Annotated in this window: 12 protein-coding genes; 7 read left to right on the top strand and 5 right to left on the bottom strand. The window is 32.3% G+C overall.

The genetic code is table 11. The features are described from left to right. Nucleotides 1-295: 295 nt before the first annotated feature. Both IDG65_RS07545 and cls read right to left on the bottom strand, forming a co-directional pair. Nucleotides 296-943, bottom strand: a complete 648-nt coding sequence (locus tag IDG65_RS07545) for an HD domain-containing protein (RefSeq protein ID WP_001187617.1) — start codon at nt 941-943, stop codon at nt 296-298. A gap of 27 nt (nt 944-970) precedes the next feature. After that, nucleotides 971-2,455 carry a cardiolipin synthase gene (cls, locus tag IDG65_RS07550; RefSeq protein ID WP_000571551.1) on the bottom strand — a complete coding sequence of 495 codons (1,485 nt, stop codon included), beginning with the start codon at nt 2,453-2,455 and terminating at the stop codon, nt 971-973. A gap of 165 nt (nt 2,456-2,620) precedes the next feature. Between cls and csoR the strand changes: the two genes are divergently transcribed. The 3 genes from csoR to IDG65_RS07565 all read left to right on the top strand — a co-directional run bounded on the left by csoR (nt 2,621) and on the right by IDG65_RS07565 (nt 3,400). After that, entirely contained in the window at nt 2,621-2,914 is a 294-nt protein-coding gene (csoR, locus tag IDG65_RS07555) for a copper-sensing transcriptional repressor CsoR (RefSeq protein WP_000138928.1), read from the top strand. A gap of 11 nt (nt 2,915-2,925) precedes the next feature. Beyond that, nucleotides 2,926-3,135 carry a putative copper chaperone CsoZ gene (gene csoZ, locus IDG65_RS07560; RefSeq protein ID WP_000581792.1) on the top strand — a complete coding sequence of 70 codons (210 nt, stop codon included), beginning with the start codon at nt 2,926-2,928 and terminating at the stop codon, nt 3,133-3,135. Between the two features lie 127 nt (nt 3,136-3,262). Beyond that, the gene (locus tag IDG65_RS07565; RefSeq protein ID WP_000828354.1) at nt 3,263-3,400 is read left to right on the top strand and encodes an Lmo0850 family protein; all 138 of its coding nucleotides are present in this window, start codon (nt 3,263-3,265) and stop codon (nt 3,398-3,400) included. A 263-nt stretch (nt 3,401-3,663) separates the two neighbouring features. Here IDG65_RS07565 and IDG65_RS07570 read toward each other — a convergent pair whose 3' ends face one another. After that, on the bottom strand, nt 3,664-4,866 hold the full coding sequence (locus tag IDG65_RS07570; RefSeq protein ID WP_001109944.1) for an FtsW/RodA/SpoVE family cell cycle protein: 1,203 nt from the start codon (nt 4,864-4,866) through the stop codon (nt 3,664-3,666). A 317-nt stretch (nt 4,867-5,183) separates the two neighbouring features. On the opposite strand from IDG65_RS07570, the gene IDG65_RS07575 reads away from it, so the two are divergent. The 3 genes from IDG65_RS07575 to cshA all read left to right on the top strand — a co-directional run bounded on the left by IDG65_RS07575 (nt 5,184) and on the right by cshA (nt 9,663). Continuing rightward, entirely contained in the window at nt 5,184-6,254 is a 1,071-nt protein-coding gene (locus tag IDG65_RS07575; RefSeq protein WP_000159632.1) for a D-alanine--D-alanine ligase, read from the top strand. A gap of 14 nt (nt 6,255-6,268) precedes the next feature. Then, nucleotides 6,269-7,627, top strand: coding sequence for a UDP-N-acetylmuramoyl-tripeptide--D-alanyl-D-alanine ligase (locus IDG65_RS07580; protein WP_000611469.1), 1,359 nt, complete (start codon nt 6,269-6,271; stop codon nt 7,625-7,627). A 515-nt stretch (nt 7,628-8,142) separates the two neighbouring features. Further along, on the top strand, nt 8,143-9,663 hold the full coding sequence (gene cshA / locus IDG65_RS07585; protein ID WP_001178942.1) for a degradosome RNA helicase CshA: 1,521 nt from the start codon (nt 8,143-8,145) through the stop codon (nt 9,661-9,663). Nucleotides 9,664-10,031: 368 nt separating this feature from the next. Here the strand turns inward: cshA and IDG65_RS07590 are convergent, their stop codons facing one another. Both IDG65_RS07590 and IDG65_RS07595 read right to left on the bottom strand, forming a co-directional pair. After that, a complete protein-coding gene (locus IDG65_RS07590) occupies nt 10,032-10,727 on the bottom strand; it encodes a response regulator transcription factor (RefSeq protein WP_001190841.1) in 696 nt (231 codons plus the stop codon). Further along, nucleotides 10,727-13,384, bottom strand: coding sequence for a sensor histidine kinase (locus IDG65_RS07595; RefSeq protein WP_000072270.1), 2,658 nt, complete (start codon nt 13,382-13,384; stop codon nt 10,727-10,729). The genes IDG65_RS07590 and IDG65_RS07595 overlap by 1 nt, the downstream gene beginning before the upstream one ends. A gap of 137 nt (nt 13,385-13,521) precedes the next feature. Between IDG65_RS07595 and kdpF the strand changes: the two genes are divergently transcribed. Further along, entirely contained in the window at nt 13,522-13,632 is a 111-nt protein-coding gene (gene kdpF, locus IDG65_RS07600) for a K(+)-transporting ATPase subunit F (protein WP_001789641.1), read from the top strand. Nucleotides 13,633-13,635: the final 3 nt, after the last annotated feature.

A 13,635-nucleotide genomic window follows, 5' to 3' on the forward strand; every position in this document is an offset into this window, starting at 1 on the left:
ATAATATTAACGAGATTTCAGTATGTAAAAAGTGGTTAATAACAGAGTTGTCATTCTTCATCGCAATGTCATCTTGACACAATGATTCATCAGTGTAGAAGTATATGTCGTAACGCAACATGTCCACAGCAATTCACTAATGCATGTAACAGTGTGAAATAATAACGTCACAACGGCATAATACACATTGCAACGTCCCAACAACATATCATAGAATCGTAACGGCATGGCATCAACACCAAGCTCCCACAACAATACGCCATTACATCGCATCATCATACTACAACTCCAATGTCTAGTCGTGATAATTCCATTCCGTAAAAAACTGTTTCAAGTACATCATCATAAAGTCTTGACGTTCTTTAGCAATCATCTTCGCCGTATCTGTATGCATTAAAGATTCTAACTTAAGTAATTTTTCAAAGAAATGTTTAATTGCAGATGGTGGCAACTGTTCAACTAAATCATCATTAATCTTATCTAGTGACATATGTTCTGTCCACATAGGTTCACCAAAGTGTCCTGCAAATTGAAATGTTCGTGCAACACCTATAGCGCCTATAGCATCAAGACGATCTGCATCCCTGACAATTTGACCTTCTAAAGATAAAGTGACATGATCGTTTTTACCATTGCGATAGCTCATATTATTAATAATAAATAAAATGTGCTCTTGATCTTCGGTTGATAGTGATAAAGAAGATAAAAATGACTTCAATTCAACATATTGTTTGTTAGCATCTACAACTTTTTCGTCAACGGTATCATGAAGCAAACATGCGAGTTCAATGACTAAAGTATCATTAACACCTTCATTTTCAGCGATTGATTTAGCTAAAGCAGTGACACGATATACATGCGCAATATCATGGCCTGTATAATCATTTTGATGAATAGATTCCATATATTTTTTGGCTGCACTAATGATGTCTGATTGTTGCATTAAAGTTACACTCCCCATATTTCTATTTTATAAGATAGGTGACAATAATTGTGAAATACCTTCTTTAAATTTAATCCAAAGACTTCGCTTAGCATAACGTTCTTTTGTTAATTCAGAAGATACTGCTAAATCATCTATAAAAGCTTGTTTTAATTTTTTGGCAATTTGTTGGTCATAAATAAAGGCGTTGACTTCGAAATTCAATGTGAAACTGCGATGGTCCATATTAGCTGTTCCAACACTTGCAATTTCATCATCTATAACAAGTGTTTTTGAGTGTAAAAAGCCATTGTCGTAGTGAAATACTTTAACACCGGCATCTAATAAGGATGCTGCATTTTTTAAAGTAGCCCAAAAAACAAACGGATGGTCAGGTTTATTAGGAATCATGATATTGACATCAACACCACCTAATGCCGCAATTTTAATAGAATCTAAAAAGGCTTGATCAGGTATGAAATAGGGAGATTGAATATAAATCGATTTTTTAGCAGATGAAATCATTTTCAAATAACCGTATTTAATCTGTTCCCATTCTTCGTCAGGACCACTAGAAGCTATTTGAACGCCAATTGTTCCACCAGAATTTACATCTGGGAAATAACGATCATCATAGGAGATGTGGTCACGTGTGGCTTGTGAATTCCAATCTAGAATAAATCGTAATTGCAATGCATTTACTGCATCCCCGACAATTCGTAAATGCGTATCTCGCCAATAGCCGAATTTTTTTGATTTACCTAAGTACTCATCACCAACATTAAAACCACCAACATATCCAATTTGCCCATCTATAACAACAATTTTTCGATGGTTTCGATTGTTCATACGCAAGTTAATTAAAGGTAATTTTGATGGGAAAAATGCTTCAGCATGTCCGCCTTTATTGCGAAACGGGCGTAAGCCTTTTTTACGCAGTCCACGAGAACCCATGTCATCATAAAGAATTTTAACTTCTACACCTTGTTCCGCTTTTTTACCAAGTTCATTTAAAATGGTACGACCTAATTCATCATTTTGAATAATATAGTACTGAAAATGAATATAATCAGTAGCATTACGGATGTCTTGTATTAAGTCATCAAATTTTTCTTGGCCGTCTGTGTATATTTTTAAATCGTTGTCTGTTGTTAAAAATGCTGCGTTATTATATAACAACATTTGAATCATTTCTTTAAATTTTACAATTTGATAATTGGAATTTGAAAAGTTTTCATTTTTTAAAGCAGCTAATTGCTCATCAACGATTAACTCTAATCCTTTTTTATCTTCCTTATCAATTTTGAAAATTTGGTCACGTTGAATTTGTCGTCCTAATAGTAAGTATAAAATGAAGCCGAATAAAGGCAAGAAAACTAAGACTAGTAACCAAGCCCAGATAGAATTGGCAGAACGTCTTTCCATGAAAATAATGGTAAAGGCGAATAATAAGTTTAAAATAAATGCACCAATAAATATTGAATTTAAAATAATATTAGAATGCTTGAGTGCAATGGATAATAACTCTATCATTTGAAACCTCCCATCGAAAATCTTAAACGAGTAGTATATCTTATTAATTGTATCATGAAGCAATTTAAATATCATGACAATTTAGTTTGAAAAACACACTTTGTGTTGACGTTGTGTTTTATGGGATATAGTATAGTAAGGAATGTAAATGAAGGAGTGAATGCTATGACTGAACAAGATATTGCACATCATTCTGAACAAATAAAAACGAATCTTAAATCACGTTTAAATCGAATTGAAGGACAAGTGAGAGCGATTAATCGCATGATTGAAGAAGATGTCTATTGTGATGATGTCCTTACGCAAATAAGAGCGACACGTTCGGCGTTAAACAGTGTTGCGACAAAGTTATTAGAACAACATATGAAAAGTTGTATTATGAATAAAGTTAATCAAGGTGCTCAGGAAGAGGCAATGGAAGAGTTATTAGTGACTTTTCAAAAATTGATTAAAGACTAAAGGAGTTTAAGATGATACATCAAAATACGATTTACACAGCGGGAATTGAAACAGAAGAACAAGTAAGTCAATTGACAGAACGCATTTCAAATATGATAGGTGTTCATCAAGTGAATATTAATATAATAGACGGTCAAGTAACTGTATCGTATGAGACACCAGCAAATTTGAATAGTATTGAAAAAGAAATCTATGATGAAGGATACAAAATTGTATTTTAGGGTATAATGTAGAGTGCGCTATAGATTTTAATTTTGAAAATAAATTAAAAATTTTGTAAATGATGTAGTAAAGGTATGTCGAATAGGGTAAGATAATATTGAAAGCGATCCAAACGAGGTGATAATAATGAAACGTCCTGAAAAGATTCAAAATGTAGTCAAACTATTGTCATCATTAGGTGTGAATATTAAAAAAACTAAATCTCGTTTAGACATTATTAATACTTTGCCAGCATCTAATAAAGTAAGTCACGAATTAAAATAATTGACTGTGATTGTGAATCACACACCGTTAAAGCTATCGTCGGACTATTCGATGATAGCTTTTTTGACTGGATTTACTAAAATGATAGCAAGTACTATATAACAAAATCCCTCTTTAGAGTGTACATTTTACAATGTGTACTTCAAAGAGGGATTGTTATTATCGAGTAATATCTATATATGACATTTTAAATCGACGACATAAATAGACTATATAACGTCATCTTGAAAAGTTATGATATTTGAAACTCAAAATAGTTTAAATTAATTACTTTTTGGATGGTATAAATCTACATATCGTTTTGGTTCATGATAATAAATTGATAAGACTATACCTATTCCAGTCATCATACTCCATAGCGCACTACCACCATAACTAATAAATGGTAATGGAATACCAGTGATTGGTAACAACTGAATTGTCATACCAATATTTTGTAAAATATGGAACACAAGTAAAGTGACGAAACCAACGATAAAGATTTTGTTAAATTGATCTTCAATTTTCGCAGCTAATCTTATTAGATGGAAGATTAAAAATAAAAATATTAAGATCAATATGACAGAACCGATAAAACCAAGTTCCTCTCCAATCACTGAAAAGATAAAGTCAGTATGATTTTCAGGTATATAAACTTCACCGTGATTGTATCCTTTACCTAGTAACTGTCCAGAACCGATAGCTTTAAGTGATTCAGTTAAATGATAGCCATCACCACTACTATATGTATAGGGGTCAAGCCATGAATTGATTCGTCCCATTTGATACAGTTGGACACCTAATAAATTTTCAATTAATGAAGGTGCATATAGAATACCTAAAATGACTGTCATTGCACCAACAATACCTGTAATAAAGATAGGTGCTAAGATACGCCATGTTATTCCACTTACTAACATCACACCTGCAATAATAGCAGCTAATACTAATGTAGTTCCTAGGTCATTTTGCAGTAATATTAAAATACTTGGTACTAACGAGACACCAATAATTTTGAAAAATAATAACAAATCACTTTGGAATGATTTATTGAATGTGAATTGATTATGTCTAGAAACGACACGCGCTAATGCTAAAATTAAAATAATTTTCATGAATTCAGATGGCTGAATACTGATAGGGCCAAACGTGTACCAACTTTTGGCACCATTGATAATAGGTGTAATAGGTGACTCAGGAATAACGAGCAAGCCTATTAATAATAGACAGATTAAGAAATACAATAAATATGTATAATGTTTAATCTTTTTAGGTGAAATAAACATGATGATACCTGCAAAAATTGCACCTAAAATGTAATAAAAAATTTGTCTGATACCGAAATTAGCACTGTATTGACCACCGCCCATTGCCGAGTTAATAAGCAGAACACTGAAAATTGCTAAAACAGCTATAGTGGCTACTAATACCCAGTCTACTTTGCGAAGCCAATGCTTATCCGGCTGTTGACGAGATGAATAATTCATTGCAAACTCCTTTTATACTCACTAATGTTTATATCAATTTTACATGACTTTTTAAAAATTAGCTAGAATATCACAGTGATATCAGCTATAGATTTCAATTTGAATTAGGAATAAAATAGAAGGGAATATTGTTCTGATTATAAATGAATCAACATAGATACAGACACATAACGCCTCGTTTTTAAAATGCAAAATAGTATTAAAATGTGATACTATTAAGATTCAAAGATGCGAATAAATCAATTAACAATAGGACTAAATCAATATTAATTTATATTAAGGTAGCAAACCCTGATATATCATTGGAGGAAAACGAAATGACAAAAGAAAATATTTGTATCGTTTTTGGAGGGAAAAGTGCAGAACACGAAGTATCGATTCTGACAGCACAAAATGTATTAAATGCAATAGATAAAGACAAATATCATGTTGATATCATTTATATTACCAATGATGGTGATTGGAGAAAGCAAAATAATATTACAGCTGAAATTAAATCTACTGATGAGCTTCATTTAGAAAATGGAGAGGCGCTTGAGATTTCACAGCTATTGAAAGAAAGTAGTTCAGGACAACCATACGATGCAGTATTCCCATTATTACATGGTCCTAATGGTGAAGATGGCACGATTCAAGGACTTTTTGAAGTTTTGGATGTACCATATGTAGGAAATGGTGTATTGTCAGCTGCAAGTTCTATGGACAAACTTGTAATGAAACAATTATTTGAACATCGAGGGTTACCACAGTTACCTTATATTAGTTTCTTACGTTCTGAATATGAAAAATATGAACATAACATTTTAAAATTAGTAAATGATAAATTAAATTACCCAGTCTTTGTTAAACCTGCTAACTTAGGGTCAAGTGTAGGTATCAGTAAATGTAATAATGAAGCGGAACTTAAAGAAGGTATTAAAGAAGCATTCCAATTTGACCGTAAGCTTGTTATTGAACAAGGCGTTAACGCACGTGAAATTGAAGTAGCAGTTTTAGGAAATGACTATCCTGAAGCGACATGGCCAGGTGAAGTCGTAAAAGATGTCGCGTTTTACGATTACAAATCAAAATATAAAGATGGTAAGGTTCAATTACAAATTCCAGCTGACTTAGACGAAGATGTTCAATTAACGCTTAGAAATATGGCATTAGAGGCATTCAAAGCGACAGATTGTTCTGGTTTAGTCCGTGCTGATTTCTTTGTAACAGAAGACAACCAAATATATATTAATGAAACAAATGCAATGCCTGGATTTACGGCTTTCAGTATGTATCCAAAATTATGGGAAAATATGGGCTTATCTTATTCAGAATTGATTACAAAACTTATCGAGCTTGCTAAAGAACGTCACCAGGATAAACAGAAAAATAAATACAAAATTGACTAACTGAGGTTGTTATTATGATTAATGTTACATTAAAGCAAATTCAATCATGGATTCCTTGTGAAATTGAAGATCAATTTTTAAATCAAGAGATAAATGGAGTCACAATTGATTCACGAGCAATTTCTAAAAATATGTTATTTATACCATTTAAAGGTGAAAATGTTGACGGTCATCGCTTTGTCTCTAAAGCATTACAAGATGGTGCTGGGGCTGCTTTTTATCAAAGAGGGACACCTATAGATGAAAATGTAAGCGGGCCTATTATATGGGTTGAAGACACATTAACGGCATTACAACAATTGGCACAAGCTTACTTGAGACATGTAAACCCTAAAGTAATTGCCGTCACAGGGTCTAATGGTAAAACAACGACTAAAGATATGATTGAAAGTGTATTGCATACCGAATTTAAAGTTAAGAAAACGCAAGGTAATTACAATAATGAAATTGGTTTACCTTTAACTATTTTGGAATTAGATAATGATACTGAAATATCAATATTAGAGATGGGGATGTCAGGTTTCCATGAAATTGAATTTCTGTCAAACCTTGCTCAACCAGATATTGCAGTTATAACTAATATTGGTGAGTCACATATGCAAGATTTAGGTTCGCGCGAGGGGATTGCTAAAGCTAAATCTGAAATTACAATAGGTCTAAAAGATAATGGTACGTTTATATATGATGGCGATGAACCATTATTGAAACCGCATGTTAAAGAAGTTGAAAATGTAAAATGTATTAGTATTGGTGTTGCTGCTGATAATGCATTAGTTTGTTCTGTTGATGATAGAGATACTACAGGTATTTCATTTACGATTAATAATAAAGAACATTACGATCTGCCAATATTAGGAAAGCATAATATGAAAAATGCGACGATTGCCATTGCGGTTGGTCATGAATTAGGTTTGACATATAACACAATCTATCAAAATTTAAAAAATGTCAGCTTAACTGGTATGCGTATGGAGCAACATACATTAGAAAATGATATCACTGTGATAAATGATGCCTATAATGCAAGTCCTACAAGTATGAGAGCAGCTATTGATACACTGAGTACTTTGACAGGGCGTCGCATTCTAATTTTAGGAGATGTCTTAGAATTAGGTGAAAATAGCAAAGAAATGCATATCAGTGTAGGTAATTATTTAGAAGAAAAGCATATAGATGTGTTGTATACGTTTGGTAATGAAGCGAAGTATATTTATGATTCGGGCCAGCAACATGTCGAAAAAGCACAACACTTCAATTCTAAAGACGATATGATAGAAGTTTTAACAAGCGATTTAAAAGCGCATGACCGTGTATTAGTTAAAGGCTCACGTGGTATGAAGTTAGAAGAAGTTGTAAATGCTTTAATTTCATAGAAATTAGTCGAGCGACCTTTTACTTAGAAAATGATTTGAATTAATACTAAAAGATTACAAAGAAGAGGTGGTTTTGTGTGTAAATACAAAATTGCCTTTTTCTTTTTATGTTAAATCTATAAATTTGAAACTAAATCAAGGTTAATTCTATGTACACACTTTATATAGGAAGTAGTTTGAATGTTTATATAATATTTTACAAAAAGATGTTGTATTATAAGGTCTAATTTCACATGTGTTTCAGTAAAATTTGTTGTGAAATGTTAACGATATACGTATTTTATAAAAAATTTTTTATAATGATTATTCGAATGATGCATAACGCTTACATCTTATCTAATGCTAGCTTTTTGACAAAAATATGACAATCAATTAATGTGATTCTAATAAATATTCGCAAATTGCTTTATTGCGATTAAATTTTTTTGGTGGTACTATATAGAAGTTGATGAAATATTAATGAACTTATATGCAAAAGTATATTGAGAAATAAACAGGTAAAAAGGAGAATTATTTTGCAAAATTTTAAAGAACTAGGGATTTCGGATAATACGGTTCAGTCACTTGAATCAATGGGATTTAAAGAGCCGACACCTATCCAAAAAGACAGTATCCCTTATGCGTTACAAGGAATTGATATCCTTGGGCAAGCTCAAACCGGTACAGGTAAAACAGGAGCATTCGGTATTCCTTTAATTGAGAAAGTAGTAGGGAAACAAGGGGTTCAATCGTTGATTTTAGCACCTACAAGAGAATTGGCAATGCAGGTAGCTGAACAATTAAGAGAATTTAGCCGTGGACAAGGTGTCCAAGTTGTTACTGTATTCGGTGGTATGCCTATCGAACGCCAAATTAAAGCCTTGAAAAAAGGCCCACAAATCGTAGTCGGAACACCTGGGCGTGTTATCGACCATTTAAATCGTCGCACATTAAAAACGGACGGAATTCATACTTTGATTTTAGATGAAGCTGATGAAATGATGAATATGGGATTCATCGATGATATGAGATTTATTATGGATAAAATTCCAGCAGTACAACGTCAAACAATGTTGTTCTCAGCTACAATGCCTAAAGCAATCCAAGCTTTAGTACAACAATTTATGAAATCACCAAAAATCATTAAGACAATGAATAATGAAATGTCTGATCCACAAATCGAAGAATTCTATACAATTGTTAAAGAATTAGAGAAATTTGATACATTTACAAATTTCCTAGATGTTCATCAACCTGAATTAGCAATCGTATTCGGACGTACAAAACGTCGTGTTGATGAATTAACAAGTGCTTTGATTTCTAAAGGATATAAAGCTGAAGGCTTACATGGTGATATTACACAAGCGAAACGTTTAGAAGTATTAAAGAAATTTAAAAATGACCAAATTAATATTTTAGTCGCTACTGATGTAGCAGCAAGAGGACTAGATATTTCTGGTGTGAGTCATGTTTATAACTTTGATATACCTCAAGATACTGAAAGCTATACACACCGTATTGGTCGTACGGGTCGTGCTGGTAAAGAAGGTATCGCTGTAACGTTTGTTAATCCAATCGAAATGGATTATATCAGACAAATTGAAGATGCTAATGGTAGAAAAATGAGCGCACTTCGTCCACCTCATCGTAAAGAAGTACTTCAAGCACGTGAAGATGACATCAAAGAAAAAGTTGAAAACTGGATGTCTAAAGAGTCAGAATCACGCTTGAAACGCATTTCTACAGAGTTGTTAAATGAATATAACGATGTTGATTTAGTTGCTGCACTTTTACAAGAGTTAGTAGAAGCGAACGATGAAGTTGAAGTTCAATTAACTTTTGAAAAACCATTATCTCGCAAAGGCCGTAATGGTAAACCAAGCGGTTCTCGTAACAGAAATAGTAAGCGTGGTAATCCTAAATTTGACAGTAAGAGTAAACGTTCAAAAGGATACTCAAGTAAGAAGAAAAGTACAAAAAAATTCGACCGTAAAGAGAAGAGCAGCGGTGGAAGCAGACCTATGAAAGGTCGCACATTTGCTGACCATCAAAAATAATTTATAGATTAAGAGCTTAAAGATGTAATGTCTTGAGCTCTTTTTTGTTTTCAATAATTGATTCTCTGTAGATATCAAAGTACTAACGTTTTAAAGGTTAAATATTTGATTGGATTGAGATCTGTGTGCGGTTATATCATTCTGTTTAAATATGGTTCTCCACCAAATGTGGTGGGTATATAATTTAAAGAACTATTTTTAAATTAAGAATAATCGAACATAAATAAACTTTATGAAATTTCAGTATCATGTTCTTATAAAAAACAATAGAGCATTTTGCTGACACTAGTGCGCGATAAATAATAAGTTGAATATAAAAAAGATCACTGCCAATCATTCGTTTAATGGCAGCGATCTTTTTTATTTAATTATTTCTCTTTCCACTGCAACATTTGATAACCAATGCGTGGATGTGTTTTAATAATATCTTTTGCGTCCTCATGACATTGTGAAAGTTTTTGTCTTAATGATGTCATATGCACTCTTAAACTAGGCATTTCAGTCTTATTAACATAGCCATATATTCGTTTTAATATCATCTCATAAGTGAGTACTTTTCCTTTATGATTTGACAATAGTTCTAACAAGCTAAATTCATTTGGTGTCAAATGTACCTCCTGATTATTAATAACAACAGATTTGGAGCCAAAGTCGATGCTTAGCAAACCGTTAGTAAATACAATGTTAGTTTCTTGATGTGACTTAGCGATTCTCTCGATGACTCGTATTCGTGCCCGAAGCTCATCAACATTAAAAGGTTTAGTCATATAGTCATTCGCACCGTTATCTAAAGCTTGAATAATTGTTTGTTCTTCTTGTCTTGCACTTATTACAATGATAGGAATGTCAGTATGTTGCCTGATTTCTGAAATCAAACATAATCCATCTTTATCTGGTAAACCTAAATCTAATAAAATGACATCTGGTTTATCAATTTGAATTTTAAAGTGTGCTTGTGTGGCATTGTCGGCTGTAGTTACATTGTAATAATCTAAAGTTAATGCAACATCAAGTAAATGTGTGATTGCGTGATCATCTTCAATTATCAATATTTTAGATTGCATTATATGTCTCCTTCATTAAAGTCTGTATCTATATTGAAATAGAATATACTGCCGTGTGGTTGGTTCGGTTTATATTGTAAGTTTGATTGATGTTTGTGTAGGATAGTCTGTACTAAATATAAGCCTAGTCCCATGCTTTCTTTTTGGTTATCTTTAAAATATTTATTTGATCCTGTGTAAAAAGGCTCGAATATCTTTTGTTGTTCTTCTAAACTAATTCCAGGTCCTTCGTCTATAACGGCAAATTCGATTTGTTCATCGCTAGCATAACGAATAGATAAATTGATTTTGGTGTCAGTAGAAGTGTGTTTAACTGCATTTTCAATCAAATTGAATAAAGCTTGTAAAATCAACTTACTGTCAATGTGTATAAACTGTAAATCTACTGAGGATGATACAGTTATACGCTTTTTTAAATGGCGACGTTCTAGAATCATATCGATTTCTTCTACTAATTCACTAACGAGATAAGGTTGCAATTTTATCTGAACATTTGATGACTGTAATTTTGTTAATGATAAAATATTTGTCACTAATAGATATAAATACTGACTTTCTTGAAAACTATGCACAAGTAATTGTTCTTTTTCTATGATAGACATATCTTTACTATGTGATACTAAAATATCTAAATTTCCCATAATTGTTGTTAACGGTGTACGTATGTCATGCGAAATTGATCTTAAAAAATTTGAATGTGTCAGTTGACGTTCAGCCTGTAACATGGATTCTCTCGTTTGTTTAAGTAACGACACATTTTCAACGGCGAGAGAAAGTTCATTTAACATTGATTCTAATATTGATGCATCATATGGATTAATCACTTGAGAACTTTGGTAATCAATGGCTAGAATGCCTTTAATCGGAGATGTGCCAATTGGTATCAACCATTTATTAATGCCTGGAAATGTATCTGTTGTTGCACCAGCTTGTCTTTCATTTTTAATTACCCAGCTTAATGCTTGTTCATGCTGTTGAGTCGTATTATCGATATGGTTTTGCAATGGTATTGTTTTAATTACTTTCGATTGATTGATAACGTATACAGTAATTGATTGTTGCAATAATTGATTAATTTGGTATCCAGCATTTATTAGTAAGTTTTCAACTGTATAAGTTTGTTTAATCGAATCATTAAATTGAAATAATAAATCTGTACGATAAAGTTGCTTTTTAGTAATGGAGTATTGGAATTTAATTTGTTTTAATAAAGCACTCGTTAAAATACTTGTTAAAATGCTAACGATAAATGTAATAGGATAGTCAAAGCGGTATACTTCAAATGTATATCTAGGTTCCGTAAAAAAATAATTAAAAACAAATACGTTAATAATTGCTGCTAAAAAGCCAATGATGTAGGACCGCGTCCAAATGGATAATAAAATGATGCCGATGAGAAAAATCATTAAAATAATCGTACTAGACTCATGCTTATCAAGTTGATAAATCCACAGTCCCATCATTACACAAATTATTTGAATCAAAATCATTTTTAACATATCTATGGCGAAACGTTTGCCTTTAGGACGATAGGGTGATTTGTTCATTTTCAATTCAACAGGTATTTGTTTGATTGGAACGATTTCGATTTTATAGCTATGTTCAAAGGACATTAAATGGTCAATTAAAGGTGTATTGAAAAAGTCTCGCCACTTATTTCTAATATGTTGTCCGATAATTAATTTGGTTACATCTTGATTTTTACACCATTCGTCTAATCCTAATGCAACGGTTTGGCTATAAACTACTTTCACTTTTGCTCCTAAAGATTTTGCAAGCATGAGATGTTGATGCACTTGCTTTTGACTATCTTTATATTGCCTGTTCTTTTCGAATACATCTATATAAATAGCAGTGAATTTTGCATGTTCTTTTTGAGCAATATGGAATGCCTCTTTAATTACTGCTTCATTATAAATGCTCCCACTAATTGCCACAGCAATATGAGGTTTGAGTGACGTTTTATGATTGTGTCGGACTTTTTCTTTATCACTCATCAAGTCGGCAACTGTTCTTAACGTCAATGTACGCAGTTCGCTTAGGTGGGTATACGTAAAGAAATTACTAAATGCTACATCTAGCCTATCCTTTTTATATACCTTGCCAGCTTTTAAGCGCTTAATTAATTGTTCAGGTGAGATATCTACGACTTCTAATACATCGGCGCTCATTATGAAATAGTCGGGTACACGTTCTTTAACATGTACACCGGTCATCAGTTCAATTTGACTACTTAAACTTTCGATATGTTGAATGTTCAAAGTAGTATGAACATCGATACCATGATTTAAAATTTCTTCAATATCCATATATCGTTTCTCATGACGATCTCTAGAAATGTTCGTATGTGCTAACTCATCGATAAGTACTATTGTCGGCGATTCTTTGATTATGCGGTCGACATCTAAATATTGAAAATGATGACTACCATGTTTAGTAAAATTGGTTGCGATTTTAGGTAATTGTTCAGCTAATGCATTTGTTTCATCACGTTGATGCGGTTCAATATATCCTATTTTAATATCAACGTTACTTTGAAATAGTTCAATGGCATTTGAAAGCATCTCAAATGTTTTACCAACACCTGGACTGTAACCGATGTAAATTGTTAAAGATCCACGCTTTTTTCCTATGTTTAGCGATTCAGTGTTTGACATAACCTTCACCTCGATAGCAATATCATAATATTCTTCACAATTAAATGCTATAAAATTTATTTCTGCATACACATCTTAATGATTTCTTAATAACTAAGTTTGAAAATTAATATTTCTCTCATAAACAAGTTGTTACGATGTTGTTGTGTTGTAAGGAGGTTATGGCAATGCTCATCGTTTTATTATTGGTAGTTATTGCATTAGTTTTGTATTTATTTTATGCCTTAATTCGTAGTGAAAAATTTTAGAAA

Source organism: Staphylococcus sp. EG-SA-17, from assembly GCF_017151845.1.
GTDB classification, from domain to species: Bacteria; Bacillota; Bacilli; order Staphylococcales; family Staphylococcaceae; genus Staphylococcus; species Staphylococcus aureus.

Excerpts from the sequence above, each read along its gene's own strand:
- IDG65_RS07595 (WP_000072270.1), bottom strand. The coding sequence starts at position 13,384 with ATGTCAAACACTGAATCGCTAAACATAGGAAAAAAGCGTGGATCTTTA.
- IDG65_RS07565 (WP_000828354.1), top strand. The coding sequence starts at position 3,263 with ATGAAACGTCCTGAAAAGATTCAAAATGTAGTCAAACTATTGTCATCA.
- IDG65_RS07580 (WP_000611469.1), top strand. The coding sequence starts at position 6,269 with ATGATTAATGTTACATTAAAGCAAATTCAATCATGGATTCCTTGTGAA.
- csoZ (WP_000581792.1), top strand. The coding sequence starts at position 2,926 with ATGATACATCAAAATACGATTTACACAGCGGGAATTGAAACAGAAGAA.
- IDG65_RS07590 (WP_001190841.1), bottom strand. The coding sequence starts at position 10,727 with ATGCAATCTAAAATATTGATAATTGAAGATGATCACGCAATCACACAT.
- IDG65_RS07545 (WP_001187617.1), bottom strand. The coding sequence starts at position 943 with ATGCAACAATCAGACATCATTAGTGCAGCCAAAAAATATATGGAATCT.
- IDG65_RS07570 (WP_001109944.1), bottom strand. The coding sequence starts at position 4,866 with ATGAATTATTCATCTCGTCAACAGCCGGATAAGCATTGGCTTCGCAAA.
- kdpF (WP_001789641.1), top strand. The coding sequence starts at position 13,522 with ATGTTGTTGTGTTGTAAGGAGGTTATGGCAATGCTCATCGTTTTATTA.
- IDG65_RS07575 (WP_000159632.1), top strand. The coding sequence starts at position 5,184 with ATGACAAAAGAAAATATTTGTATCGTTTTTGGAGGGAAAAGTGCAGAA.
- cls (WP_000571551.1), bottom strand. The coding sequence starts at position 2,455 with ATGATAGAGTTATTATCCATTGCACTCAAGCATTCTAATATTATTTTA.
- csoR (WP_000138928.1), top strand. The coding sequence starts at position 2,621 with ATGACTGAACAAGATATTGCACATCATTCTGAACAAATAAAAACGAAT.